We start from the raw sequence: 25,749 nt of genomic DNA on the forward strand, positions 1-25,749 counted from the left end.
TTACTCTCTGGCGTGAATGGCGAGGGTGGTCAGGTACAGGCCGATGGCTATCACGCTGGCGAAATAGAGCACATCCCGGGTGTCGATCACCCCTTTGGCGATGTTTTGAAAATGATAGCTGACGGCCAGGTACTGAATCAGGTCCATGATGCCCGAAGGCACGAAGAACAGCATCTGGTTCATCAGGGTGAGCACAAAACAGCACAGGGCGCCCAGGATGTAGGCGATGATCTGGTTCCTGGTCAGGGCCGAGGTGAACAGGCCGATGGCTGCAAAAGAGGCCCCGAGGAGCAGGGACCCCACGTAGCCGCCGAGCACCGGTCCCGGGTCCAGATCTCCCAGCCAGGCCACGAAACCAACGTAGGCCAGGGTGGGCAGCAGCATGGCCCCCACCATGCATACAGCAGCCAGAAACTTGCTGAGAATGATCTGGACCGGGCTGATGGGCATGGTGCTCAGGATCTCATAGGAACCCACGTTGAACTCTTCGGCAAACAGGCGCATGGTCAAGGCCGGGATGACAAAGGCAAAGGTGATGGGCAAAAGGTTGAAGAAGGAGCGCAGGCTGGCCTGATCCTGGATAAAGAAGGTGCTGAAAAAGAACCATCCGGTGACCAGCAAAAATATGGCGATGACCATGTAGGCGATGGGGGAAACGAAATAGTCCTTGAATTCCTTATTCCAGGTGGAAGTAAATGCACTCATGCTACTGCTCCTGGGTCAGTTCTTGGAAGATGGTTTCCAGACTGCGGGCCTGGGGTGTGAACTCCCATAGGATCCAGTCCGTGCTTTTGATGGTCTGATAGATGGCCGCGCGGGGGTCAGTATCCGGATCCGAGGTCACAGTGAGCACAACCGGGCCGGTTTCCGGCTGCGGATGAGGGCTGACGGCCTGCACTCCTTTGACGGCGGAGAGCCTGGAAACAATCGCCTGGGCTGAATCTCCGCTCAGGCTCAGGCGGATCTGTTGTCCGGCGGCGTCCTGTTTCAAGGACTCCGGAGAGCCGTCGGCCACGATCTTTCCTTGGTGAATGATGACCATTCGGTCGCAGGTGGCCTCGGCTTCGCTCAGGATGTGAGTGGAAAGGATGACCGTCTTCTGGCGGCCGATCTCCCGGATCAGGGATCTCATTTCCTGGATCTGGTTGGGGTCCAGGCCGGATGTCGGCTCATCCAGGATGAGGATTTCCGGGTCGTGAAGCAGGGCCTGGGCCAACCCCACCCGCTGCTTGAGGCCCTTGGACAGCTCACCGATGGGCGTGTGCATAATGCTTTTGAGGCCGCAGACCGATACGACCTCCTGCATCCTGCTATCCAGCCGGGCCGGGCTCAGGTTTCTGATCCGGCCGACATAGCACAGATAGTCGTAGACCAGCATGTTGCGGTACAAAGGGGCGGACTCCGGGAGATATCCAATGTGCCTTTTGATTTCGGTCAGGTCCTGTTCCGGAGTCAAGCCCTTGATCCTAACGTTTCCGCCGGATGGCCGCAGATACCCGGTCAGAATGCGCAGGGTAGTGGTCTTGCCCGCTCCGTTGGGGCCGAGCAGGCCGACGATTTCTCCCTGGGCCACCTGCAGATCGATGCTGTTCACAGCGCAAAAGCCGTCGTAGTACTTTGTGAGCCCCTGAATGGATATCATGCGTATCCCCTTCATAAAATAGCTTTCTGCCTATCCGGTGTACTGATAACCTATTCGATAGTAGAAATGGGTAACTGTTTTACTTTTTTTGAGAACCGGCTGTTTTTGTATCTTGCCTAAGGCGGCAAAGTGCGTGGCAATGGAAGCTTTTTCGAGTTCCTCACGTTCAAAGCTCAGCATCAGAATGTTTTTGCCCCAAGCGGATTTTGCAGGCTGCCATTTGGACCACATGAGGCTGTTGCCACCTACCAGGTGCTGTCCGGATATGTCCATTGAGCCGTTCTCCGGACGATCGTAAAAAGAAATTTGGCTGGAGATGAAGTATTTGTCCATTCCCGCGATCAGCAACCTGTCTTGGCCTTGAGTTTGTATTGTGCCTGCTAATTGCTCCACTCTCTGGCCCATCTCTTCCCATGCCGCCGGGAGAGGCATTTCCTTCACCGGGGCCAGGCCTGGAAAGCCGAGGAGGATGTAGTACATCACCCCGCCGTAGAGCAAGAGTAGGCCAACTGCGGTCGAACGCCAGGGAAGTCGTTGCAGAAAGCCCACAGTCTTTTCGGTTCCTTGAGGAGTATGGGACATGATCCAGGCCATGCACGGTAATACGGCCAGCCATACCGGACCGGTCCAGTTAAGTTTGGGGTCACCCTGGAGGCTGTGCAGGATGAAAACAGAAAGTGGTATAAAAGTATAAACATGCATAAACAGGTAGATGCGTTGATTCTGGTCGGGATGCCGAAAGGCCAGCAAGGTCTTAGTCCAGCCTTTGGGCAGCAAGGCGCTCAAAGCTGCAACAAAGCCGACAGGGGTGAGCAAGACCAGTACAGATCCGATCAAAACATGGAGGGAAAACTCGGGATCTCCAGACCAACGCCGGGTCCCCTGGAAGGCAAAAGAGGCCCAGTCATGGGTTGCGTTCCACAGAATAACCGGGCTGAAGAGAACCAGAGCAAATACCGCAGCCAAATAGGGTTCCGGTCTGGTCAGCCAATGCCGGGAATTTTTATCCAAAAGAAGGAAGGCAAGTATAGCTGGCCCCAGAAGGGCTATCGTGTATTTGGAGAGCATTCCCAATCCAAGACAAAGGCCGACACCCCACCAGGCCTTTTCTTTCTGGGCCATTAAGGCCCGCTCAAGAAAATAGAGACAACCGGCCCAGGATGCATACAGAGGGGCGTCTGGAGTCATGATTGTTCCCATGCCAAAATAAATGGGCAAAACAGCCATCAGGGCGACGGCAAAGAACGCGCTTGTTTTGTCAAACAGGTTCTTGGCCAGATGAAACATGAAAATAGCGGCCCCTGACCAGCACAGAAGAGCAGGCAGGCGAACCGCGAATTCACTTTTGCCCAAAAGACTGGTGCTGAGCCAGATCAGCCAGGAAACCATAGGTGGGTGGTCCAGGTATCCAAGCGCCAGGTTTTGTGAATATTGCCAGTAGTAGGCCTCTTCTGGGATCAAGTCGACAACCCCGGAAAAGGCCAGACGGAGGGCAACAGCGTAGGCGATGATGCATAGGCCGAAAACACGCCAGCGAATGGCAGTATTCTTGCGGGCATAGCTGGTGGGAAAGATAAAGAAGGCAGTGCCCACAAAGTTGACCAGGGTGGCCGCAGCTATGCCTCCAAAAATGGCGGCTTGAGGTGGCCACTGCGCGCCTTGAACCAGGGCCGAAATAACAGCCCCGCGCAGGAACAAGGCCATAATGCAGACCAGGAAATAGCGGGCGTAACGAAGCCAGCTCGACTCTTGGCTCAGACCCGCTGTATCGGCAAATGACCACCGGGCATTGAAGGTATAATTACTCAAGGTAGCCGCAGCAAAACTGAGGATATGGGACCCGGTCACGCCAAGGCCAAGAAGCAAAAGGACATTGAACACGGCGGCGTCCAAGGCCAGACCTGCTAGGCCAACACAGGAAAAACGCAGACCGTGCTTGGTGGAAACCGTGCCCCCGCTGAGCACCAGGAGCTGTTTGCAATAGGCCAAAGTTTCCTTGATTCCCAGCTTGGAGTAGCCGAGCTCACGATCGCGAAATACAATGGGCACTTCCTGAATACGAAAGGAATCGCCGCCCCGGACCATCAATTCCAATCCGATCTTGAATCCAGAGGCCGTGCTCCCCAGCTCCAGGAGCTGTTTTCGGCGAACTGCAAAGAATCCGGACATTGGATCGCGAACACTGACCAAAGGCCAGGCGCACAACGTTGCCGCCCTGGAGGCCAGACGTCTGGCCCAAGGCCAGTCGGGGGTATCTCCTCCCGGAACATAGCGGCTGCCCAGGACCATATCCGCTGCATTCTGGAATAAAGGTTGGATAAGAGAAGGGATGACTTCAGGGGGATGGCTTCCGTCTGCGTCCATGATCAGGACAATATCTGCAGTGGCCGCCTCGGCCCCGTAGCGTACATCTCCGGCCAGACCGTGTTTGCCATCGGACTGGATCAGGCGGACCTGAGGGTAGTGGCGCGCAGCTTCGTGCACCCGGCTTTGGGTTCCATCTGTGGATCCGCCGTCAGCAATGAGTATTTCGGCCGGGATGCAGTGACTGTCCAAAATCTGTGCTATCCTGTGGAGCAAGGGGGGTATGTTTTCGGCCTCATTTAGGGTGGGAATGATGATGGAAATGTTTTTTTCGTTTTTTGTGTTCATAGGTTGTACTTCCAGATTCATCTTTGCCTCCGGCTCATTCGAAATTTTATGTCTCTCAGCGAGCAAAAAAATGCCGGAATAGTTATATATCAACTTTGACATCGGCAGGGAGAAAACAATGGATTTCAGGGGGGTTCAAGTACCAGCAACCGATCTCCGCCAACCTGTATTTTTTTGACTTTCTTGAAATGTACATTGGCTGTGGATTGCAGTTTTTTTAGATGCTCATCTTTGACCACAATGGGCCGAGGTGATTCACCGGCCATGTAGTTTTTGATGTCCTGTGGACTTTTCAAGGTCAGGACAGAAAAATGACCATAAAAGGCCACGGCTGTGGCTTCCTTGATTGGCTTTTTTTCAGGACTGAATATTCCCAGGCTGTTTTGAGAGTTCAAGGAGTAGTGGCTGTTCAGCCACTTGGCGTCAGCCCGGGCAGACAGAGGATGATCGAGGATAGGAAACAGCCAGCCGTAGACGCAGGCCAAGCCTACTACGGACATCAGAGGCAGAGCATAGACAGTTTCCAGTATTCGTTGTTGTCGAGAGAGGTAAACGATGAGAGCCGCACTGCCAATGAAGAGTACGGTCAAGGCCAGTCCTGGAAGAACGGCCGTCCATTTGGTGGACAGCAGATGAACTATGATTAAGGGAGCCACGAGGGTTCCTGCACCGGCCAGAAAGAACAGGGCGCTGAAAACAAGGACTATGCGCTTGACGCTTTGTATAAATTGACCCAAACCGGAAGGGTGAGCCCAAAAGATGCCCACCAAGGCTGCCACCGCTGGATACAAAGGTAACAGGTAGACCGAGCGTTTGGAGGAGGCCAGACTGAAAAAAATAAAGCCCAGAACAAACCAAATAATGGGCAGCATCACCTGACGGTCTGCTTGCCGCAGGCGTTTGACGGACCAGAACAAGGCCAAAGCGACAAATGGAGTCCAGGGCAAGGCATCAAGGGGAAAGTTGAGGAGGTAATAGACGATCGGCCGTTGGTGAGACGCCGATTCCAGAAAGCGGTCCACATTCTGATGCCAGAAGAAATACAACAGGTTGTCTGTTCCAGAGGCCGAGGCATATATGAAGGACCAGGCCCCAAAAACGAGGACACTTGTCAGTCCAGAAGCTGCCAAGGCTTTGAAATCAAGCCAGCGTTCGCGAATCAGGCTGTCCAAGGTTAGAATGGCTCCGGGAAGGAGAATACCCAAAGGCCCCTTGGTTAAAGAGGCCAGGCCCATGGCCAGGCCGGCAAGTAGAATTCCCGGTAAACGCACTCCCTTGTCCGGTCTGCGGAAGCCGTCAAAAGCAAAAATGATCAGACTGAACATGGCTGCAAAAACCATATCCACATGAATATGGATGGCTTGCTGAAAAAAGAGATAGGTCGAGCCGAGAACAATTACGCCGCGAAAGGCCGCCGAGGGGCCGCTGCGTTGCTTAATCCACCAATAAGTGCCTGCAAGCAAGACGCCGGCCGCGAGCACGGATGGCAAACGGAGGAAAAGCTCAGAGGGCTGAAAAAGGTAGGCCAGCAATCCGGCGCACCAATAGAAAAAAGGGGGGTAACTGGCAAAGTCCGACCCTAAGAGGGTGGGCCGCAGCCAGTGCCCGGAAGTGAGCATTTCCTTGACCACCAGGGCCACGTCCGGCTCATCCGGGTACCATACATCCCGAAAAGGAGTGCAAAAGAGATATATGGATGTAAAGCCGAAAATGAGGGCCGCGGCTGGCCATACAGAGTGTGCGTTTGCTGTTGATTCTTTCACGCTGTCGTCTCCGGAAAAGAACAAGATTGGGTGGGAACCATTGGTAACGGCCGGTCACTCCTTATAAGCTGCGTCCATAATCAGCCGGGCACAGTCATCGGCTACTCCGGGACTTGGAGAATCCTTGTCAGGCATTGTGGACCAGCCGTGGGTCTTGATATGTTTGGCCCGAGCCCAGGGATCTTTCAACTTTCTCAGTTCGTTCAATCTCAGTTCCAGATTTGGAGAATGCATGAACTGATTGACGCAGATTTTTGCCAATCGGGCATCCACAGCCTCTGCTGCTTGTTCATGGGCAGCTTGTTCAGCCGATGATACGGATATCATCCATTCGGTGGAAAAAACGAATGCGAAAATAAGCAGGCCCCCGGTCAAAAAACCAAAAGAGAAATTCTTCCACCCTTGCAACATAGAATACCAATATGCGTTATACTAGGCATCTGGACTTTTCGGACGCGACGTAAGAAATATACCACAAGGGGATTGCGACAGCCTTTCAGGAAGATGACACTTTTGAAAGGTAAGGGAAGGCAGAATTGAAGAATGGAGGTTTCAGTAGCCTGGATTATGGTTTTAACTTTGGCTTGAAGTATTACTGGGACAAACAGATCCAAAAAGTGGAACCTTTTCCAAGTTGGCTGGACACCTCCACCCAGCCATTGTGAGCCTGGACAATGGCTTTGACCTGGGCCAAGCCCAACCCCAGACCTTTTCGAGAATCTTTGTGATCGTCTACCACGCGATACAAGCGGTCCCAGATCCTGTGCAGTTCGGACTGGGCAATTCCCTTACCGAAGTCGGTGACGGAAATTATCACCTTTTGATTGTCGTGCCTGGCCTGGACGATTATTGGTGCGCTGTGCTCTTGAGAGTATTTTATGGCGTTATCCAAAAGGTTGGCCAGGACCTGGCTCATGCGGTTGAAATCAGCCCTGATATTGAAGTCTTTATCTACATCAACTTGTATACACAACCCTTTGTCCTCGGCCACATATTCATAAACTTCAACCACTGGACCTATCATATCTTTGATCTTGAATTCCGACCACTCAAGTTCCATAACGCCTGTTTCAGCTTCCGATATATCCATAAGGGTATTCAGCATCTTGAGGAGGCGGTTGGATTCTTCAGCAAAGTCCTGGAGTGCATTCCTGTACGCTGCTGTATCCTCTCCAGAGCGCAAAGCAATCTCGGCAATATTGTGCATTCTGGTCATAGGAGTCCGCAGATCGTGTGCCACGTTATCCAGTGATCCCTTCATGCCTTCAACAAGGGTCTGGATGCGGGCCAGCATGGTGTTGAACAGACGAACCAGTTCCCCAAGTTCATCCTGGGCCTGGGTTTGGGGCACACGGGCATCCATTTGCCCGGCCTCAATGGACTGCACTGTCTGAATAAGATGCCGTATAGGGCGTAGAGCTTTTTGGGAGAGAAAATAGCCGCATACCAAGCTGGCCAGGATAAGGAAAAGGGCCACATTCATAAACGTTTTCCAGAACTGGTCCAAAACCCGCTGCCTGGATTCAGTGCTCATTCCTACCTGAAGCCATGAGCCGTCCGGCAATCGTGCTGAGGTGACTTCCAGGATGTAATCGCCTTGGTCTGCCTGGGCCGGGATCTGAATCCACTCTCTGCTGCCCGGAAAGACGGTTTCCAGATGAGCCAGTTTGAATTCCGACCACTGCTGATAAAACAGGATGCGGATGGTGTTGTTGTGTGGGCTGGCGAAGCGAAAAAAGAAGGGGCTTTTCTTCCGGTATTCTTTGCTGATGAGCAGTTCTCTTTTGACCTGAGACAGACCGCCGGATGCATATTCAGTAACGACCTCTTTTAGGTGGGACTTTATGGCTACGTGATCATCATGACGCAGGGCCTGGGACAGGAAATAATACGCCAGAACAAACAGAAAGGATACAGTGAGGATGAAAAAGCAGGAATACCAAAGTGTCAGCTTGACGCCTATGGTGTTCTTATATGTCTTCAGGCTTTTTAAGGACATAGCCTACACCGCGGATGGTATGAATATATTTGGTTGCAAAATCCTTATCCACTTTGCTGCGCAATCTGGAAACCAGGACATCCACGACGTTGGTTTGTGGATCAAAATGGTAGCCCCAGATATGGCTCAAAATCATGGTTTTGGACACCACCTGCTCCTTATTACGCAGCAAAAGTTCAAGCAAAGAGAACTCGCGCGGTTGCAAATCAAGTTTTTGATCATCCCGGTAGGCCTGTCGCTTGAGCAAGTCCATGCACAACTGACCACAAATGAGTTGAGTATTTTCCACTGGGCTCGGTGATCTGCGCAACAGGGCCTGTACTCTGGCCAAAAGTTCGGCAAAGACGAATGGCTTAGTCAGATAGTCGTCGCCTCCCTTCTGCAGGCCTTTGATTCGGTCATCCACATTGCGCTTAGCGCTTAAGATCAAGACAGGAGTTGAAATATCTTCGGACCTCAATTTCGTAATGATGTCCAGGCCATCTAAATCTGGGAGCATGAGATCGATAATGGCAATGTCATAGGACTCGGTAGTCCCCATCTGCAAGCCGTCCATACCGTTGAAGGCCTCGTCGACGGTAAAGCCCGCTTCCATGAAACCAGAGCGGATAAATGAGGCAATGTCCCGGTCGTCTTCAATCAGAAGCATGCGCATGGCTTGGAATCTCCTAAAGATGATCAGTAAACAAATGAGCCGTACATAACCATTTGCCTTAAAGGAACTGAATACTTGCAAGCTGTGCTTTTAGCACGCTTTGGGTCAAACTTCCATCAAGTATTTCTTTTTTGTAATCTTACGGTAATACCTTGGTAAGGAAAGCGCAGTGATTCTAATATAGATATTGCCTACCAGTGAATATCCTGTAACTTAAATTATATCTTTTTAAGACGAAGCAATGTTTCATGATTACAATCCTGTCATAAAGATACCCTTTAGAATTGATTTGTGTTGACAGTGTCTCCATTCGTTTTACTTTTTTCCTTGGGGTGAATGTTTCATCTGTGAAAAACAAACTATTCAAGGAGTTTTTCTTATGTTCAGGAAGGCAATGGTTTTGATAAGCGTCTTTTTCATGTTTGTGTTGTTCAATGTCCAGGCAGGCTCAGCCGCCGGTCCAAAGATTGCTCAACTGGCTGAAAAGGCAAGTCCTGCGGTGGTCAATATCAGCACGGTCAAAATGATTGATGTGTCCAAGCGCTTGCGCCGCTTCTTTTCTCCCTTTCCGGAAGGGCATCCCTTTAATCGTTTTTTTCAGCCCTTTCAAGGAATGCCCCAGAAAAAGAAGTCTCATTCACTGGGGTCCGGGTTTATCATTTCTCCGGATGGCTATATTGTGACCAATCATCACGTTGTTGCTAAGGCTGAAGAAATTCAGGTTAGCTTGCAGGACAGTGAAAAGAATTATACAGCCGAAGTAATTGGGAGCGATGAGGAAACAGATTTGGCTTTGCTCAAGATCGAAGCTGAGCGTGATCTGCCCACCTTGGAATTCGGCAGTTCAGAGGATATTAAGCCTGGCGAATGGGTGGTGGCCATAGGCAATCCCTTTGGCCTGAGCCATACGGTGACCGCCGGGATCATCAGCGCCAAGGGCCGGAGCATTGGAGCGGCTGGCCCGTATACCGACTTTCTGCAGACCGATGCCTCCATCAATCCGGGCAACAGCGGTGGTCCCTTGCTCAACATGGAGGGTAAGGTGATCGGCATCAACACCGCCATTGTTCCCCAGGGCCAGGGCATTGGATTCGCCATCCCCAGCGACATGGCTCAAAATGTTATCTCCCAGCTGAAAAAGTACAAGGAAGTCCGCAGAGGGTGGCTGGGGGTGACCATCCAGGATGTGGACCAGAATACAGCCAAGGCCTTAGGGCTCTCCGAGGAAAAGGGAGCCCTGGTTGCCTCTGTGCAAAAAGGCGACCCGGCGGACAAGGCCGGCATCAAGTCCGGAGACGTTATTCTTCAGGTCAATGGGCAAACTATCAATGAGGCCAGGGAACTCTCCCAACTCATAGGTGGACTCAAGCCGGGCGCCAAGGTAGATATGCAGATCTGGCGGCAGGGGAAAACCAAGCAGGTCCAGGTTACCTTGGGGCAGAGAAAAGGAGGTGTCGCCACATCCGAACCGTCTAAGCTCCAAGAAAAGCTGGCCAAAGATCTGGGAATTACTTTGCGCCCGTTACGTCCCCAGGAAGCACGGGCCTTAGGCCTGGACAAGGCAACCGGCCTGCTGGTCACCGATTCTCAAGTTGAAGGGTTGCGGGAAGGCGATGTCATTGTGCAGGCCAACGGAGAGGTGGTGGACTCATTGTCCCAAATGGCCTCGGCGGTGAAGGCAGCCCAAGATAAGGGAGTCATTTTGCTCCACATATACAGGCGTGGACATAATCTGTTTCAGGCCATCCCTTTGCAGTAGACAAAATCCCCTCGGCCGTTACGGCCGAGGGGATTGTACATATGACCAATTTTCAGCTTTCCCTTCCTCAAGTCCGCTACCCATTGCTGGCAGCAGTGGGGTCTGCAATTGTACTGGCCCTTCTCACGGCCGGAGTGACAACCCAGGAGATAGTGAAGCTGGATGGGTGCATTCTGCAAAGAATAAACGAATTACAGTATCCAGCAGCAGATCTGTTGTTCAGGATAATGACGTGGTTCGGGTCTTTCTACCTGCTTGGCACAGCCGTTCTGATGGCAATGATAATTCTTATTTGCCGACACCAAGGAACTGTTGCCAGCTTTTTGGGTGTGACCTTTTACGGGGCTTCGGCGATGGCTGTAGGTCTGAAGATGATCATCGAACGGCAGCGCCCCCTGATTCACGAGGAGACAATATCAACCTTGCTCGCGGCGTATTCATTTCCAAGCGGGCACGCAACCCAGGCAGCAGCTTTTGCCTTTTGTCTTTGCTGGCTGGTTCGGCATCAAAAGCGGACCGTGCAGTGTCTTATTGCCTTTTTGAGTGGGGCTGTTGTCTTCTTAGTTGCCTTCTCCAGAATGTATCTTCAGGTGCATTGGCCCAGCGATGTGCTTGGTGGAATTATGGTGTCTGTATTTTGGGTGAGCGCAGTACTGGCAGTGTATTCGCTGCTGCAATCTAAAAAGGCCGATGCATGAAGAAAAAATACTTGGAAGTAGGCGAGCCTGGCTACCATCCATTTCGAAAAATAAAAGTCATGCTTTTGGGCCTGCGCTATGCCGTCTTGCATGACTTTAGTGTGCTGTACAAACTCCTCTTGTCCGGTGTGGTCCTGGGACTATCGATATGGCTGCACGCCTGGGTGGATGCGGCGGTCGTTTTGTTGGCTACAGGTGTGGTTTTATCCGCTGAGCTTTTAAATACGACAATTGAAGCATTATGTGATTTTGTGGATCCAGATTATAATCAGAAGATTCATATAATAAAAAGCATAGCAGCTGCCGCAGTGGGGATTGTTATCCTTACCTGGCTGATAGTCTTGGGGGTGGAGTTTGCTGAGATATGGAAAGTGCTTACTTCTGGATGAGGAAAGGATGTCAAAATTGTAATCTTTCAGCAATAAATATGTAATGTTTTAGGTGTATGTACCTTTTATTTCCCAGGTATCAAGCATTAAGTAGGTTAAGTTTGAAGGGCCCTTTCCTGACGATGATGGTTGCCGGCACGTTTATCTTGACCGGCATAGCATTGTATTATCTGCATTCTATGCCCCCAAGTGGCTTTTCAGATATTGCTCAAAGCTTTTCTCACCTTTTGAAGGCCAATTTACCTCCATTGGCTTTTGTCGGGGCCATGATTGTACTACCCTTGGTTGGGTTTCCGATCAGCTTTTTTTTGGTATTGGTTGGGCTCCGATTCGGTATTTTAGAGGGTATGCTCATAACAGTCTTCATATTGCCAGTGCATATGACTGTTTGTTATCTCGTAACTCATTCTTTTTTGCGCCAGGCCCTCATCAATTTTTTGACCAACAAGGGACATCACTTTAGCCTGTTCCATGTTCAACGGCCAGGGTTGACCATGTTTGGTTTTTTGTTACTGCCTGGACCACCCTATATCTTGAAGACCTATCTTCTGGCCCTGACCAATCTTTCTTTTGTTTCATTTCTTTCCCTGAATTGGGCAACAGAATGCTTGATGACTTTACCCATTGTGGCCATGACCGGAGCAGCCAAAGAGAAGAATTGGATATTCTTTGGCGCAGCTCTGATTTTCTTCTGTACGAGTTTGATTGTACGTTGGATTAAAAAACGCAAGAAATAGGGCTAGATTGGTGCAGAACGTACTTTTTGATACGCCCTAATCGGAAATGTCACGAAAATCCGCCCTTGTCTCTATACATGATGTAATGCCAAGTACACTGCCCCAAGTGAAGAAGCTTATTCGCTTCCTAAATGCCCACAAAGTGCATACATTTACTCTTCTGATCGTGCCGGGGAAGGATTGGACAGACAATCAGATCAAGCAATTGCAGAAGTGGCAGGACAATGGCGCTGAGTTGGCTGGGCATGGGTGGAGGCATCGAATATCGGGCCCAAAAAGTGCCTGGCATTCAGTTCATGCCCGATTCATGTCCCGGAATGAGGCTGAGCACTTATCCAGAACCAGACAGGAAATTGCAGATACAATATGCCGGTGCTATGAATGGTTTGAGCAAGTTGGGCTGGATAAGCCATTTTTATATGTCCCTCCGGCCTGGGCCATGGGCAGTCTGCCGCGCAAAGAGCTTTCCAGGCTTCCCTTTGATTTGTATGAGACCCTGACCGGTGTTTTTGATGTGCGAAATAATACGAACCGCTCTATGCCTTTAACCGGGTACATGGCCGATACTGCAATCCGAACTTTGTTTTTAAAGGTTCTTAATGCTGTCAACCTGGCTTGGCCTGTGGGTCCATTACGAGTTGCCATCCATCCTGATGACCTCCATTTTTCCTTGAGGCCGGACGTGAGCAGACACCTGGCCAGGTTTGACCGTTTCGTGACCTATGAAGAAGCAATAGAGGAGGGATAAAGAAAGCTCGGATGGAACGAGGTGCCGCTTATTCAGTCAATCACGTGCATGCGGGAATCCAGAGTACAGAGAATAATTGCCCACTAGATTGCCCGGCACTCACTTGCGATACCAAAATTTCAGCCGGGCGCATGGTCTTGTCCTGCAAGTGAGTGCCGGGCCGGGCAATGACGGATAGGGCATATCCGTACGTTTCATCCGGGATTCAACAAGCGGATTGCTCTGAAGATTTAACCATTATGAGTGAGACTGAGCATGAAATATACGACCTGTAAAGCGGACATGCACGTCCATTCCAGGTATTCCAGACACCCTTCAGCCTGGATTCTCAGGAAGATGGGGTGCGCCGAGAGCTATACAGACCCACAGTATCTATATCAGAGCTTGAAAAATCGTGGTATGGACTTGGTCACTATCACCGATCATGACACTATTGGCGGGAATCTGGAGATTGCCCATCTGCCGGATACATTCCTCAGTGAGGAGGTGACGGCAAGTTTTCCTGGTGATGGCTGCAAAGTGCATGTGCTGGTCTACGATATCAACGAAAAACAGCACGACGACATTTCCAGAGTGCGGGAGAATGTTTTTGAGCTGGTTCAGTATTTACAGGCCGAGAATATATTCCATGCCCTGGCCCATCCTATGTACAGCGTGGACGGAATGCTTGAGGTGAAGCACTTTCAGCAGCTTTTGCTCTTGTTCACCTATTTCGAACTGAACGGAGCCCGGGATAGTTTGCAGAATACTGTGCTGCGCAGAATCCTGAACGGCATGAGCCAGGAGAGAATCTCTGAGCTTGCCGAACGTTATGCCATTGCTCCCAGCGGAGAGGACCCCTGTCAAAAATATCTGATCAGCGGCTCAGACGATCATTCCTCTTTGTCCATGGGCTTTTCGTATACCGAGGTGCCGAAGGCAAACTGCGTCCAGGACTTTCTGCGAGGCATTTCCGACAATATGCATACAGTGCATACCTATGAGGCGGGTCCCCAGGGCCTGGCCCACAACCTGTACAGCATCATATATCAGTATTACAGTCATTCCTTCCATTTCCGGGAGCTGATGCAGGATAAAGCCCCCTTTGTTTTTTTGGAGCAGACCCTTTTGCCACCGGACCAGAGGCAAGGAAGGGAATCTGAGCAGCTCATCGATTGGGAAATGCCGGGAATGGCCTTTTGGGGCACATCCTTTTGGGGACAATTCCAGCAAGCGGCCCATGCAGTCCTTTCCGCCCAGCCTGAACTGCTGGAGGATATGCAGGGGACTGACTCAGGCCCAAGGGAGCAAAGCGGGACATGGAAGCGCTTTATGCAGCGGGTATTTGCCCATCTCAGTGCAGATACAGGCCGGGATATGCTCTCCAAACTCAGCAGAGCAGACCTTTTGTCTCTCTTTCCGTCTCTGGGGTCGATGACTTCGCTGCACCTGCTGCTTGCTCCTTATCTTGTTTCCTACGCCCTTTTTGCCAGAGACAGAAAATTCAGCCTAAAGTGCCTGCAATGGTCTAAGGGTGATCGTTCTGTCCAGCGCAGCAACGGGCAGCATTTGGCCCTGTTTACCGATACGCTTGATGAAACTAACGGGGTAGCGACAGTGATCCGTCTGCGGCTGGAGGCTGCCCGCCTGACCGGAAAGCCCTTGACCGTGCTCAATTGCACTTCAGGCCGGGAGCAGGAATCCAATGTGGCCTCCTTTGAACCTATCGGCGAATTCGATCTCCCGGAGTATCCGGAATTAAAAGTTCCCTATCCCCCCATCCTGGATATACTGGCCTACTGCTATGAGCAGCGTTTCACCTGCATTCATGCTGAAACACCTGGATCAATGGGCCTGGCAGCCCTGGCCGTGGCCCGGCTGCTTGGCCTTCCCTTTCAGGGCACCTACCATACCTCGTTACCTCAAACTGTACGGTCCTTGACTGGAGATGCCCAGCTTGAAGGGCTGGTCTGGAAATACGTGACCTGGTTTTACGGGCAGATGGATGTGATCTCTGTCCCTTCGGCGGCTACTGCGGATGAGCTAGCCTGCAAGGGCTTGCCCAGGGAAAAGATGGTTGTCCAGCAACCGGGTATCAATACCTCCGACTTCCATCCAGCCAAACGGAACGGCTATTTTCAGACCCATTACAGCCTGCCGGAGCCTGTGACAAAACTGATCTATGCCGGCCGGGTATCCAAGGAAAAAAATCTCCACGTCTTAGAGGTGATCATGCGCACAATGAGCCAGGTACGGAACAATGTGTATCTGGTTGTTGTTGGTGAAGGTCCGTATTTGGCCGAGATGCAAAACACCTGCCAGGATTTGCCGGTCTTGTTTACCGGTTATTTACGCGGCGATGACCTGGCCCAGGCCTATGCCTCAAGCGATATCTTCGTCTTTCCTTCCACGGTAGATACTATGGGCAGTGCGGTCATCGAGGCCCAGGCTTCAGGTCTGCCGGTGATTGTGACCGACCAGGGAGGTCCGCAGGAAAATATGCTGGATGGAGAAACCGGGATTGTGGTCCCGGCTGATGACAAAATGGCCGATGGATTTGCGCAGGCCATTCTCCGGCTGTGCGACAATCCGGAGCTGATGGCCGGGATGGGGCGAAAGGCCAGAAGCTATGCCCAAAGGTACTCCTGCCGGGAAAGCTTCCTCTCTTTTTGGAACATCTCCTGTCAGAAGGATGGACGAAGGGATGGGCAGATTCAGCCGGAGAGGGGATGAAGATCCGGGAATCAAAGCGGAATTCTTCCCGGCTCAAAAAATGGCTTAACCCCCTGATCGTCCTCGGTATTCTGGCCTTTTTCTTTGTTTTTTGGGCGGCCGGGCTGGGTGATGTGGTCAGCGAACCGCATGCTTTGGTTGCTCTGGTTGATGGCCGGGGATGGCAGGGATTCCTGCTCTTTGCCGCACTTTTTGTCCTGGGGGGGGCATTGGGTATTCCCCCAGCCATTTTCGTGGTCGCCGCCGGGCTGCTGTGGTCTTTCCCAGCGGCATTGCATATTTCCTTTCTGGGGGGGCTGGCTGCTGCCAGCCTGGGGTTTTTCCTCAGCCGGCATGTGGCCCGGGATTTTTTTGCCGCTCATATTCCCAAGCGTATATCCAGGTTCGGGAACAGCCCGCAATCAAGCGGGATCAAGCCTGTGGTCCTGCTCCGCCTTCTGTTTTATCTCTTTCCGCCCGTCAACTGGATGCTGGGTTTAAGCCGCATCCGGTTCTGCACCTATTTAATGGGCAGTATGCTTGGGGCCTTGCCCGGCACGATTGCCTATGTTTTCATCGGCGATGGGGGCATCCCCTGGCTTTTGTCCCAGTCCCCGCTGGCCATCGCCGGTGTCGCAGCCGGGGGAATTTTTATGATTCTGGCCTGGCGAACCGGCCGGAACATTGTGATTTCCAGACGAAAACCAGCCGATCTGGAGCATGGGCAAGGTCCAAAGGGGCCGCAATGTTCAGCTGGTGATCAGGTCTTTTCCGAGAAATGCCATCCGGTTTCCCTGTCTATGTTCGGCCGCTCTGCCCGGTTGTTTATCCGGCTGGCTGGGCGGACATTCTGCCCCCCAAAGCCGTATCCCCGGCCGCCGTCGCTGAAAAGGATGGTGGTTATGTTCTTATTTTTGCCCGCCTTTGCCCTTCTTCAGATCGTGCACTGGGCAGCCCTGCTCCTGGATGAGGTCCTTTTTCCGGATTACCACCACGTCTCTCCCAAGGCACCGGTTTTCGTGGTCGGCATACCCCGCAGTGGGACCACCTTCCTGCACCGGGTCCTGGCCCGGGACAGGGAGCAGTTTACTACCTTCACTCTTTGGGAATTGCTTCTGGCCCCGGCTATCTGTGAACGGTTGCTTATTTTGGGCATGTCCAAAATTGACCGTTTTTTGGGTCAGCCGGGCGGCCGAATTATATCCTGGATCTGCAGGCGATTGGCTTCTTCCCTGGATGATGTCCACCCCTTGAGCCTTCAGGATGCGGAAGAGGATTTTCTGCTCCTATCCCCGATTTTGTGCTGCTTTCTGCTTATTGTGCCCTTTCCTTTTGCTCCGGAGATACAGAAATTGGCTTTTTTTGATGACCAGTTGCAGCAATCGGAACGCCGGCGGGTAATGGCTTTTTACTACACCATGGTCCAGAGGCATCTGTACGTTTTTGGAGAGCAGAAGATATTCTTGTCTAAAAATGTCTCCTTTACCCCCATGCTGGAGAGTCTGCTCGCGGCTTTTCCTCAGGCCCGTCTGGTAGCCTGCGCCCGTTCCCCTGTGGAAGCAGTGCCCTCCCAGATCAGTGCCATGGAAGAAGGCTGGCGGCTGTTTGCCAACCCCTTCGACACCGAGATTTTTCGTGATAGATGGTTGGACTTGATGGAGTATTATTATTCTCATCTGGCCCATGTGTTGTCCTCAAAGAATGAGCAGGGGTATTTGCTGTTTGATATGCATGAGCTTCAAGAAGGGATAAAAAGTTGTGTCCAGAGCATATATGAACGCTTGCAAATCCCACTATCCTATACGTATGCCAGCATCCTGGATCAGGAGGCGGAGGCGGCTGCATCTTATCGCAGCAGACACCGTTATGATCTGGGATATTATGGATTGACTGCAGAAACTGTGCACAGGAGATATGGTCAAGGTTACCGAGATTTGAAGATGTTGGCGGAAAAAACAATGAACTATATGTAAAAGAAAAGGAGAGCAGTATGAAATGTCCGGTATGTAAAGACACAAATCTGGTTATGACCGATCGGCAAGGAATCGAGATCGATTATTGCCCAGAATGTCGTGGAGTTTGGCTGGACCGGGGAGAACTGGACAAAATCATTGAACGGACCATGTCTGAACAGGCTCCTTCAATGCAGGAAAATGATCGGAGGGATCAGGGAAAGCACCACGACAAGGAGGATCGTTACGAAAAAAAGAAAAAGAAGAAGTCCTTACTTGGAGAGCTTCTTGATTTCTAAATGTTGATCGGTGATAAGACTTGCAAGGTCAACCTTTTTACAGGGACCGCCTCCCTATGGAAAGTGGGGAGGCGGTCGGCTTTAGCTGTTTGCCTGGTTTTGCAGAGCCTCCCAAGACCGGAAGCCCTGCTACGCTAACTGAATGATGCACGTTGTGCATGAGTCGGTCCAGGAGAGCCAAAGCTTGGGTTAGTTATCTTCTAAAACAATGATGGTATCCGCCAGCAGCTCCTGTTCCTCCAAGGTATCATCATCCATGTGGCCTGTGACGCTGACATAATCGTTTTTGTCAATTTTTGTCAAAAAACATCTTGTCAAGCAATCATATGTGCCTAAGGGGAAATTCAGGACCGTTATCTTTAGGTGCTCGAGCTTGAGCCTGTAGTGGTCACCATAGGGATACCCTCTTTCAGAGTGCTATCTGAGCTGTTCCCTGCTGCGGTCGCGCATCCAGAAAAGGGCAGCCACCCCGATAACGGCGACGCAGATCATGATTCCGGCCAAGGCGTTTTTGTTCCCGGTGATAGAAATCAGCCAGGTCGAAATCATAGGAGTCGCCCCGCCCACAACCCCCAGACCGAGGTTGTAGGCCACAGAATATCCGGAAAGCCGGTCTTTGGTGGGAAAGAGTTCCACGAACATGGCTGGGGCCACCCCGCAAAGCACGGCAATGAAGACCGCAAAGAGAATCTGAACAACGATTACTGCCACGATGCTTCCTCCTTCAAGCCAAGCAAGCAGGGGATAAGCACTGAAGGCGAAAAGCCCCAGAGAGATGGCTACAATGCGAGTTCGCCTGATGAAACGGTCGCTTAACCAGCCCATGACCGGGACCAGCACAAGCAGGAGAGCCGTGGCCAATGTGTTGTAGGTCATTGCCTGGTTGAGGGGAAAGCCGATGTACTCTTTGAGCCAGTTGGGCAGGAAAACAAGTGAGATGTAGAATAGCGCCCCATACGATGAAGCCACGAGGATGGCCTGGATGGTTTCTTTTATGTTTGCCGTGAAGGCTTCCTTCAGGGGAGAAGTCTCCCCTCGTTGGGTGTCGTGGTCTTGAAGTTGGGATGACTTGGGCAAGTTACGCCGCAGCCAGATGGCGATAAGACCAAGGATGGCCCCAAAAAGAAAAGGCAGCCGCCATCCCCAGGCATGGACCGTATCGCTGGGCAACAGGTTGGTTGTTAGAGCGGCCATGCCAGATCCCAGAAGCATCCCGGCCATGCTGCCCACATTGGCATAGCTGCCGGAGAGCCCCCGTTTGTCTGCAGGGGAGGTCTCGACAAGGTAAGTCACAGAGCTTGAAAACTCTCCCCCAACCGAGAGTCCCTGTGTCAGCCGGACAAGAACCAGAAGAATTGGGGCGGCCAAACCTATGGATTCATATGTGGGCAAAAGTCCCAATACCACCGTGGGAATAGCCATCATGGCCACGGAGATAAACATGGCAGTGCTTCGGCTGACGGTGTCCCCCAGCCAGCCGAAGGCGGCCGAGCCCAAGGGGCGCATGATGAAACCGGCAGCGAACACGCCATATGTAGCCAAGAGTGAAGCCACGGTATTTTCGCTGGGGAAGAAGAGGGCTGCCAGGATAGAGGCCATGTAGCCGTAGAGTGCAAAATCATACCACTCCATTATGTTGCCGATCACACCCGCAGCAACAGCAGTCTTGCGTTGATTCTTTTCCAGATGGAAAACCACGTTGTCAAACCTCCTTCTATGGACAGAAAACAGCTTGTTTGGTGAAATGTAAGCCATGCACAGAGGATGGTAGCTGATACCAAACTTCTCACTTGAACTATAATCTCAGCAGGTAAGCTGTCAAATTATAAGGATATGCTGGAAAAGCTTGACACCAGTTGTACCGGGTCAATTGAGACTTATGGCCTGGACGTACATAAGCCAAAGGGTTGGTTGCGTTGTATGCAGGCAGGAAAATTTATGGATAGGATGGTGGATCTCATCCAGGCTAATTTTGAAGTAGATGCCATCTATCTCTATGGTTCCCGGGCCAAGGGCAGGGAACGGCCGGACAGTGACTGGGATCTGGCAGTCTTGTTTTCCGTGTTTGAGCCCGATCTCTTTGAACGAGTGCTGCGACCGCAGAAAGTGGAGGAGGTCCTGCAGAGGGAGCTATTGATGTATGATCAGGTTTCTGTTGTGGATTTGGAAATTGTTCCCCCTGCATTGCAGATGAATATCATCATGGGCCAGAGGATCTATGACCGGCTGGTTCCCCATGTGCGCCGGGTCGAATACTCGATCATATCCAAGATTGAAAAGGACTATGTATATGACTGACCGGGATTACCTGTATGAGCAGGAGCAACAACAGCATATTACCAGGATGCTGCGGATCTTGGATGCCTATCAGGTGAAGAACAATCTGACTGAAACCGATATGCTGGCCATTGAGCGTGGTTTGCAGGTTTTGGTGGAATCACTTATTGGATTCTCCAGGTATGTTGCAGATGTCTATTTGGGGATTAAGGTTTCCAAAAGCAGAGAAGCCATAGATGTTTTGAAACGAAACGGGATTATTAATACTGATGAGCATAAGATGTTGCAAAGCATGGTCGGGTGTCGCAATGTCCTGGTTCATGATTATCTCAATGTCGATGAAACGATTATTCAGGCTATAGTTATGAAAAAAGAGTACGCATGCATTGCCAAAATCTTTGCTAAAATCCAGGGAGTACTTTGATCGAAGAGGTGCTGATCTGGGCTGCTGTTGCTGTTGTGGGGACTGCTGTTGTCTGGAAGGGAAGCGGCCTGCTTGAAGTGGCCAGTGAACGGCTTTCCATCTACTATGGGCTGCCGGATATCGTCCAGGGATCGATCATTGTGGCTATCGGGTCCAGCTTTCCGGAGCTGGCTACGGTGGTTGTTTCCACTCTGGTTCACGGGACATTCGAGCTCGGCGTTTCGGCAATCGTCGGCTCGGCCCTGTTCAATATCTTGATTATTCCCGCCTTGTCCGGCTTGCTGGGAAATGAGCAGCTGACCTCGAATCGAGACCTGGTGTACAAGGAAAGCCAGTTCTATATGATCGCCATAGCGGTCCTGCTGCTGACCTTCTCTTTTGCTGTCATCTATCACCCTGTTCCGTCTGCGGATGGTTTGCTCATGGGAGAGATGACCCGGGGGTTGGCCCTGCTCCCCTTGGGCCTGTACGCGGTGTATATTTTCATCCAATACCAGGACAGCATAGAATTTGTGTCTGAGGTGGACGGATCGTATGTCCGGCCGGAGGCCGAATGGCTCACATTGGGGCTGGCCCTGGGGTTGATCCTGGTCGGGGTCGAGGGCTTGGTCCGGGCGGCGGTGAATTTCGGCCGGATCCTGGATACCCCGGACTTTCTATGGGGTATAACCATCGTGGCTGCCGGAACATCCATCCCGGATGGCTTTGTTTCGGTCCGAGCGGCCCAAAACGGCCGCAGCCTGACCAGCACGGCCAATGTGCTGGGCAGCAATATCTTTGATCTCCTGTGCTGTATTCCCCTAGGGATCCTCATCGCCGGGACAGCAACCATAAATTTCTCCCTGACCGCTCCGCTCATGGCAGTCCTCACCCTGGCCACTCTGATCCTGTTCTTGATGATGCGCACCCATATGGTCCTCACCCGGCAGGAAGCGTTGGGCTTGCTCGGGTTCTATGCCCTTTTCGTCATCTGGGCCGCTCTGGAGAGCTTTCAGGCCATAGATGTGCTGGCCTACATCCCGCATCGATGAATGTATTCTCAGGCGTGAAAAGTCTTGACAGCCGGGAGGATTTGGCTCATGATTCGTTCCATGACTCAAAACAACTGTTTGGACCTTTTTCTTCCTCCTCGTGTTCAGGCCTGGGCTTGGCGGTTCTGGCCACAGGTAAAGTGCGGTCCAAACAGGGGTGGATTATAGACAGACACGGCATGCAGCCGAGATTTTGGGCCGCGAGCACTCCAGCTTGCGGCCTTTTTTGTGTCCACGAATGATATGAAACACGCACAAATCAACGGAGGGGCTATGAACAGACTGACGGCACTCGGGGGCTTTATCCTGCTTGCAGTCCTGAGCGGAACGGTGGAGGCCAAGGAGATTGTGCTCAATTACGCCAACTTCCCCCCGGCCCAGACCTTTCCCTGTGTGCAGATGGAGCGGTGGAAGGCCGAGGTCGAGGAGCGAACCAACGGCAAGGTCCAGATCAATACTTTTCCCGGCGGGACCCTGCTCGGGGCCAAGGCCATGTTTCGGGGAGTGGCCCAGGGCCAGGCGGATATCGGCTGTTCGAGCATGGCCTATCTGCCGGGGGTCTTTCCTCTGACCTCAGCCGTGGGGCTGCCGGTGGGTTTTACCTCAGCGGAAACAGCCAGCCTAGTATTGTGGGATGTGTACACCAAGTATGCGCCGGAGGAGTTTTCCGAAGTTAAGGTGCTGACCATGTTTACCTCTGCCCCCTCCAATCTGATGTCTAAGAAAAGAGTTGCGGCTTTGGAAGATTTCCAGGGCCTGGAAATCAGAGCTTCTGGGAGCTTGTCCCGGAGCCTGGAACTGTTGGGGGCCACTCCGGTGTCCATGCCCATGTCCGAGACGCCGGAAGCCCTGCAAAAGGGGGTTGTCCAGGGCCTGCTGTCTTCCCTGGAAGTCCTCAAGGATTTCAATTACGCCGCCTATTGTCCGTATCAGACGATTTTAAACCTTCAGGTCTATCCGTTTGCCGTGGTCATGAATAAAGATGTCTGGAACAGCCTGCCTGCGGATGTCCAGGAAGTGATGAATGATCTGGGACCGGAGCAGGCCGAATGGACCGGGGAGTATATGGACCGGCATGTTCAGGAGGCGCTGGCCTATGCACAACAAGAGCATTCCACACAGGTGGACAGGCTCCCGGACACGGATATGCGGGAGATGCAGGCCAAGGTAGCTCCGATTATCGAGGAATGGAAACAGGAAGCCGCGGACGCAGGTCTGCCCGCAGAGGAGATATACCAGGATATGCTGGCCTTGAAAGAAAGATATGCACAAGATGAGCAATAAAGGCCAAAACAACGACCTGGAATTAGCCCGCGTGCCTGTGTCTTGGCAGGCATGCGGGGTGATATGAAAGGAGAAGGGACGGTATGGATTGCACGCGGCAGAGGACACACCTGTTGCAGCTTCTGAACAGGATAAGCACCGGCGTCGGAGCTGGTGTCCTGTTTTGCATGGTTGCTCTGGGCAGCGCCAACATGGTTTTGCGCAGTCTGGGCCTGCCGGTGACCGGGACGTATGAACTGATGGGGCTGGGCGGGGCCATGATCGCCGCACTGGCTATGGGCGGGACTCAGGAGGCCAGGGGGCATATCCAGGTTAACTTCTTCGATCAGATGCTTCCTGGTCTCCTCCGCAGGGGATTGGATGCGGCTGCCTCCTTGGTGGCCGCCCTGTTTTTCAGTCTCCTTGCCTGGCGGATGTTTCTGCTCAGCCGGGACCTGAAAACGAGCGGCGAACTATCCGAGACCCTTCATCTTCCCTATTATCCAGCAGTCATCCTCGTGGGGCTGGGATTTCTTGGCCTGGTCCTGAACCTCCTTTTTCAGGCCTGGGCTTCTCTGAAGGGCAGGGGAGGAGAGGGATGAGCGCGACTGCTGTGGGTATCCTGGGGATCCTGATTCTGTTGGGAGCCATATTCTTTCTGCGCATACCAGTTGGCTTTGCCATGGCTATGGTCGGTTTTTTGGGCTTTTGGAAAGTGATTAATCTGCAGGCCGCCCTGGGCATGATCAGCGAGCAGACCTGGGAGGTGTTCTCGTCCTACGGGTTGACCGTGATCCCGCTGTTTATCCTCATGGGCCAGATCTGTTTTTATGCCGGGGTCAACCAGCGCATGTACCGTGCGGCACATGCCTGGCTGGGGCATGTCCGGGGCGGTCTGGCCATGGCTACGGTTTTGGCCTGTGCCGGGTTTGCGGCTATATGCGGATCGAACACGGCCACAGCCGCAACCATGAGCAGCGTGGCCCTGCCGGAAATGAAAAAATACGCCTACAGCCCCATGTTCAGTTCCGGGGTGGTGGCCAGCGGAGCTACCCTGGGCGTGCTCATTCCTCCCAGCGTGGTCCTGATCATTATCGGCCTGCAGACCGGACAGTCCATCGGGGTCCTGTTCTGGGCCAGCCTCGGTCCCGGCCTTGTCCTCAGCCTGCTGTTCCTTCTGGCCATTTGGGCAGTCTGCACCTGGAACCCGAGCCTGGGGCCGGGGTGTGAACATGCAAGCTGGACCCAGCGTCTGCGCTCTCTGGCCGGAGCTGTTGAGATGCTCCTTTTGTTCGCCCTGATCATGGTCGGTCTGATGGTCGGGTTTTTCACCCCGACCGAAGCCGGCGCGGCAGGCGCGGCCCTGGCCCTGATCATCAGCATGGCCGGGCGTCGACTGTCCTGGACCAATCTGTGGAAGGCCTTTGACGACACATTGCGCATTTCGTGCATGATCATGGTCATTATCCTTGGAGCGGTTATTTTCGGCCGCTTTTTGACCGTGACCAGGGTTCCATACGAGATTTCCGGTCTGGTGGCCTCCATGTCCATATCCCCGGTGATGGTCATGGCCTGCATCTTCTGCATCTACCTCCTGGGCGGGGCGATTATGGATGCGTTGGCCCTGCTTTTGATCACCATCCCCATCTTTTTCCCGGTGGCCCAGTCTTTGGGCTACGATCCGGCCTGGTTTGCAGTCTGGATTACCCTGGTGACCACTATGGGGGCGGTAACCCCGCCGGTGGGCATAAATACCTTTATCGTCGCCTCCATGGACCGGGAGGTGAGCCTGGCTATGGTGTACAAAGGGGTTGGGTTGTTGTTGCCGTGTTTTGTTGTCTGTGTTGTCCTGTTGCTGTTGTGGCCGGATCTGGCCCTGTGGCTGCCCAGAGTGCTGGGGGTGGGGCATTAGGCAATGCTGCGGGAAGCGCAGCAAACAGAATATAAGGAGATATCGTTGTCTGAATATCCAAACGTTCCAATAGTGGCTGTGGGCGGTGTGCTGATTCAGCATGATCGGATTTTGCTGGTTAAGCGGGGACAGGCCCCATCCCAAGGCTTGTGGACCATCCCAGGGGGACGAGTAGAGCTGGGTGAAGGCCTCCGGCAGGCCGTTGTCCGTGAAATGCGGGAGGAAACCAGCCTCCAGGTCCGGGTGGGGAAATTGCTCACCCACTTTGAGTATGTTGAGCCGGACCCGCAGGAACGGATACGTTTTCATTATCTGATTATGGATTTTCAGGTCTTTGTCGCCTCCGGTCGCTTGTGCCCTGGCGGTGATGCCCTGGAAGCCGCCTGGTTTGGTCTGCAAGATCTTGACGACTCGGTCATGGCCCAGGGGACCATGGAGATTGCCAGGTCTGTGCTTGAGAAATAGGTTTTAGATATTGTCCTTGACCTCTACGGTTCAAGGCCCTATCCTTTCATCGTTCCGATTGGGGTGTTCCGGCAGACGGCCGGGACTGAGAGCATACCCACAGAACCTGATACAGTTCATGCTGTCGTAGGGAATCGGATGAGTACTCCTCTCTTTGTCTGTATCTCATCTCTGGATTTGTTCTCGCCTTTGCCGTTCCGGAATCCCCATTAGCAGCCATAGGAATGCGCATCAGCTGAGCTGATTGCAGGACGTTTGTTGCCGTGCCGGCCATGGTCCGGTTGTGCCAGCGGCCGACGCGGTGCGGAGCAGATGGGGCGCTTATGCGCCCCCGAACCTGTTCTTCCTGTTCGCGCTCACCCATGCATTCCTGTGGGGCAGTCTGATTGGGTA

Annotated in this window: 23 protein-coding genes and 1 riboswitch; of the genes, 15 read left to right on the plus strand and 8 right to left on the minus strand. The window is 52.5% G+C overall.

The genetic code is table 11. The features are described 5' to 3' along the window. The 7 genes from N902_RS0104250 to N902_RS0104280 form a co-directional block, all read right to left on the minus strand. Complete coding sequence (locus N902_RS0104250; protein ID WP_027369928.1) at positions 1-705, minus strand: ABC transporter permease; 705 nt, start codon at positions 703-705, stop codon at positions 1-3. 1 nt (position 706) lies between these two features. Next, on the minus strand, positions 707-1,642 hold the full coding sequence (locus N902_RS0104255; protein WP_027369929.1) for an ABC transporter ATP-binding protein: 936 nt from the start codon (positions 1,640-1,642) through the stop codon (positions 707-709). 30 nt (positions 1,643-1,672) lie between these two features. Next, positions 1,673-4,294, minus strand: coding sequence for a glycosyltransferase family 39 protein (locus N902_RS16335; protein WP_034621589.1), 2,622 nt, complete (start codon positions 4,292-4,294; stop codon positions 1,673-1,675). Positions 4,295-4,419: 125 nt separating this feature from the next. Then, positions 4,420-6,057, minus strand: coding sequence for an ArnT family glycosyltransferase (locus N902_RS0104265; protein ID WP_153304134.1), 1,638 nt, complete (start codon positions 6,055-6,057; stop codon positions 4,420-4,422). A gap of 54 nt (positions 6,058-6,111) precedes the next feature. Further along, on the minus strand, positions 6,112-6,468 hold the full coding sequence (locus N902_RS0104270; RefSeq protein ID WP_027369931.1) for a hypothetical protein: 357 nt from the start codon (positions 6,466-6,468) through the stop codon (positions 6,112-6,114). A 181-nt stretch (positions 6,469-6,649) separates the two neighbouring features. Continuing rightward, the gene (locus N902_RS0104275; RefSeq protein ID WP_027369932.1) at positions 6,650-8,056 is read right to left on the minus strand and encodes a sensor histidine kinase; all 1,407 of its coding nucleotides are present in this window, start codon (positions 8,054-8,056) and stop codon (positions 6,650-6,652) included. Beyond that, the gene (locus tag N902_RS0104280; protein ID WP_027369933.1) at positions 8,028-8,711 is read right to left on the minus strand and encodes a winged helix-turn-helix domain-containing protein; all 684 of its coding nucleotides are present in this window, start codon (positions 8,709-8,711) and stop codon (positions 8,028-8,030) included. Before N902_RS0104280 ends, N902_RS0104275 begins: the two co-directional genes overlap by 29 nt. Before the next feature lie 379 nt (positions 8,712-9,090). On the opposite strand from N902_RS0104280, the gene N902_RS0104285 reads away from it, so the two are divergent. From N902_RS0104285 to N902_RS0104320, 8 genes are all read left to right on the plus strand, one after another. Continuing rightward, a complete protein-coding gene (locus N902_RS0104285) occupies positions 9,091-10,470 on the plus strand; it encodes a DegQ family serine endoprotease (RefSeq protein ID WP_027369934.1) in 1,380 nt (459 codons plus the stop codon). Between the two features lie 41 nt (positions 10,471-10,511). Continuing rightward, the gene (locus N902_RS0104290; protein ID WP_027369935.1) at positions 10,512-11,168 is read left to right on the plus strand and encodes a phosphatase PAP2 family protein; all 657 of its coding nucleotides are present in this window, start codon (positions 10,512-10,514) and stop codon (positions 11,166-11,168) included. After that, positions 11,165-11,557, plus strand: a complete 393-nt coding sequence (locus N902_RS0104295; protein WP_027369936.1) for a diacylglycerol kinase — start codon at positions 11,165-11,167, stop codon at positions 11,555-11,557. Before N902_RS0104290 ends, N902_RS0104295 begins: the two co-directional genes overlap by 4 nt. 122 nt (positions 11,558-11,679) lie before the next feature. Next, positions 11,680-12,294 carry a TVP38/TMEM64 family protein gene (locus tag N902_RS0104300; RefSeq protein ID WP_153304135.1) on the plus strand — a complete coding sequence of 205 codons (615 nt, stop codon included), beginning with the start codon at positions 11,680-11,682 and terminating at the stop codon, positions 12,292-12,294. A gap of 46 nt (positions 12,295-12,340) precedes the next feature. Further along, a complete protein-coding gene (locus tag N902_RS16340; RefSeq protein WP_034621542.1) occupies positions 12,341-13,042 on the plus strand; it encodes a polysaccharide deacetylase family protein in 702 nt (233 codons plus the stop codon). Positions 13,043-13,441: 399 nt separating this feature from the next. After that, a complete protein-coding gene (locus N902_RS16345) occupies positions 13,442-15,754 on the plus strand; it encodes a glycosyltransferase family 4 protein (RefSeq protein ID WP_051564279.1) in 2,313 nt (770 codons plus the stop codon). Continuing rightward, a complete protein-coding gene (locus N902_RS18590; RefSeq protein ID WP_051564281.1) occupies positions 15,751-17,706 on the plus strand; it encodes a sulfotransferase in 1,956 nt (651 codons plus the stop codon). Before N902_RS16345 ends, N902_RS18590 begins: the two co-directional genes overlap by 4 nt. Before the next feature lie 17 nt (positions 17,707-17,723). Continuing rightward, a complete protein-coding gene (locus tag N902_RS0104320) occupies positions 17,724-17,984 on the plus strand; it encodes a TFIIB-type zinc ribbon-containing protein (RefSeq protein WP_027369938.1) in 261 nt (86 codons plus the stop codon). A gap of 417 nt (positions 17,985-18,401) precedes the next feature. Here the strand turns inward: N902_RS0104320 and N902_RS0104330 are convergent, their stop codons facing one another. Continuing rightward, positions 18,402-19,682, minus strand: coding sequence for an MFS transporter (locus N902_RS0104330; RefSeq protein WP_244147368.1), 1,281 nt, complete (start codon positions 19,680-19,682; stop codon positions 18,402-18,404). A gap of 240 nt (positions 19,683-19,922) precedes the next feature. On the opposite strand from N902_RS0104330, the gene mntA reads away from it, so the two are divergent. From mntA to N902_RS16365, 7 genes are all read left to right on the plus strand, one after another. Beyond that, positions 19,923-20,282 carry a type VII toxin-antitoxin system MntA family adenylyltransferase antitoxin gene (gene mntA, locus N902_RS0104335; RefSeq protein WP_027369940.1) on the plus strand — a complete coding sequence of 120 codons (360 nt, stop codon included), beginning with the start codon at positions 19,923-19,925 and terminating at the stop codon, positions 20,280-20,282. After that, the gene (gene hepT, locus N902_RS16355; protein WP_051564283.1) at positions 20,275-20,685 is read left to right on the plus strand and encodes a type VII toxin-antitoxin system HepT family RNase toxin; all 411 of its coding nucleotides are present in this window, start codon (positions 20,275-20,277) and stop codon (positions 20,683-20,685) included. The genes mntA and hepT overlap by 8 nt, the downstream gene beginning before the upstream one ends. Next, positions 20,682-21,716, plus strand: a complete 1,035-nt coding sequence (locus tag N902_RS0104345) for a sodium:calcium antiporter (RefSeq protein WP_027369941.1) — start codon at positions 20,682-20,684, stop codon at positions 21,714-21,716. The genes hepT and N902_RS0104345 overlap by 4 nt, the downstream gene beginning before the upstream one ends. Before the next feature lie 273 nt (positions 21,717-21,989). Continuing rightward, positions 21,990-23,000, plus strand: coding sequence for a TRAP transporter substrate-binding protein (locus N902_RS0104350; protein ID WP_027369942.1), 1,011 nt, complete (start codon positions 21,990-21,992; stop codon positions 22,998-23,000). Positions 23,001-23,083: 83 nt separating this feature from the next. Then, positions 23,084-23,581: a TRAP transporter small permease gene (locus N902_RS16360; RefSeq protein WP_051564285.1), complete on the plus strand. Its 498-nt coding sequence runs from the start codon at positions 23,084-23,086 to the stop codon at positions 23,579-23,581. After that, positions 23,578-24,891, plus strand: a complete 1,314-nt coding sequence (locus N902_RS0104360; protein WP_027369943.1) for a TRAP transporter large permease — start codon at positions 23,578-23,580, stop codon at positions 24,889-24,891. The genes N902_RS16360 and N902_RS0104360 overlap by 4 nt, the downstream gene beginning before the upstream one ends. 45 nt (positions 24,892-24,936) lie before the next feature. Beyond that, positions 24,937-25,356, plus strand: coding sequence for an NUDIX hydrolase (locus N902_RS16365; RefSeq protein ID WP_034621550.1), 420 nt, complete (start codon positions 24,937-24,939; stop codon positions 25,354-25,356). Between the two features lie 49 nt (positions 25,357-25,405). Continuing rightward, positions 25,406-25,506: riboswitch (TPP riboswitch) on the plus strand. Positions 25,507-25,749 lie beyond the last annotated feature (243 nt).

The organism is Desulfovermiculus halophilus DSM 18834 (genome assembly GCF_000620765.1).
GTDB lineage: Bacteria > Desulfobacterota > Desulfovibrionia > Desulfovibrionales > Desulfothermaceae > Desulfovermiculus > Desulfovermiculus halophilus.

Bases quoted from the DNA above. Each gene is read 5' to 3' on its own strand.
- N902_RS16345 (WP_051564279.1), top strand. From the start codon at position 13,442: ATGGACTTGGTCACTATCACCGATCATGACACTATTGGCGGGAATCTG.
- N902_RS0104270 (WP_027369931.1), bottom strand. From the start codon at position 6,468: ATGTTGCAAGGGTGGAAGAATTTCTCTTTTGGTTTTTTGACCGGGGGC.
- N902_RS16360 (WP_051564285.1), top strand. From the start codon at position 23,084: ATGGATTGCACGCGGCAGAGGACACACCTGTTGCAGCTTCTGAACAGG.
- N902_RS0104285 (WP_027369934.1), top strand. From the start codon at position 9,091: ATGTTCAGGAAGGCAATGGTTTTGATAAGCGTCTTTTTCATGTTTGTG.
- N902_RS18590 (WP_051564281.1), top strand. From the start codon at position 15,751: ATGAAGATCCGGGAATCAAAGCGGAATTCTTCCCGGCTCAAAAAATGG.
- N902_RS16335 (WP_034621589.1), bottom strand. From the start codon at position 4,294: ATGAACACAAAAAACGAAAAAAACATTTCCATCATCATTCCCACCCTA.
- N902_RS0104300 (WP_153304135.1), top strand. From the start codon at position 11,680: ATGATGGTTGCCGGCACGTTTATCTTGACCGGCATAGCATTGTATTAT.
- N902_RS0104350 (WP_027369942.1), top strand. From the start codon at position 21,990: ATGAACAGACTGACGGCACTCGGGGGCTTTATCCTGCTTGCAGTCCTG.
- N902_RS0104295 (WP_027369936.1), top strand. From the start codon at position 11,165: ATGAAGAAAAAATACTTGGAAGTAGGCGAGCCTGGCTACCATCCATTT.
- N902_RS16340 (WP_034621542.1), top strand. From the start codon at position 12,341: ATGTCACGAAAATCCGCCCTTGTCTCTATACATGATGTAATGCCAAGT.
- N902_RS0104275 (WP_027369932.1), bottom strand. From the start codon at position 8,056: ATGTCCTTAAAAAGCCTGAAGACATATAAGAACACCATAGGCGTCAAG.
- N902_RS0104360 (WP_027369943.1), top strand. From the start codon at position 23,578: ATGAGCGCGACTGCTGTGGGTATCCTGGGGATCCTGATTCTGTTGGGA.
- N902_RS0104290 (WP_027369935.1), top strand. From the start codon at position 10,512: ATGACCAATTTTCAGCTTTCCCTTCCTCAAGTCCGCTACCCATTGCTG.
- N902_RS0104250 (WP_027369928.1), bottom strand. From the start codon at position 705: ATGAGTGCATTTACTTCCACCTGGAATAAGGAATTCAAGGACTATTTC.
- N902_RS0104255 (WP_027369929.1), bottom strand. From the start codon at position 1,642: ATGATATCCATTCAGGGGCTCACAAAGTACTACGACGGCTTTTGCGCT.
- N902_RS0104280 (WP_027369933.1), bottom strand. From the start codon at position 8,711: ATGCGCATGCTTCTGATTGAAGACGACCGGGACATTGCCTCATTTATC.
- hepT (WP_051564283.1), top strand. From the start codon at position 20,275: ATGACTGACCGGGATTACCTGTATGAGCAGGAGCAACAACAGCATATT.
- mntA (WP_027369940.1), top strand. From the start codon at position 19,923: ATGGATAGGATGGTGGATCTCATCCAGGCTAATTTTGAAGTAGATGCC.
- N902_RS0104320 (WP_027369938.1), top strand. From the start codon at position 17,724: ATGAAATGTCCGGTATGTAAAGACACAAATCTGGTTATGACCGATCGG.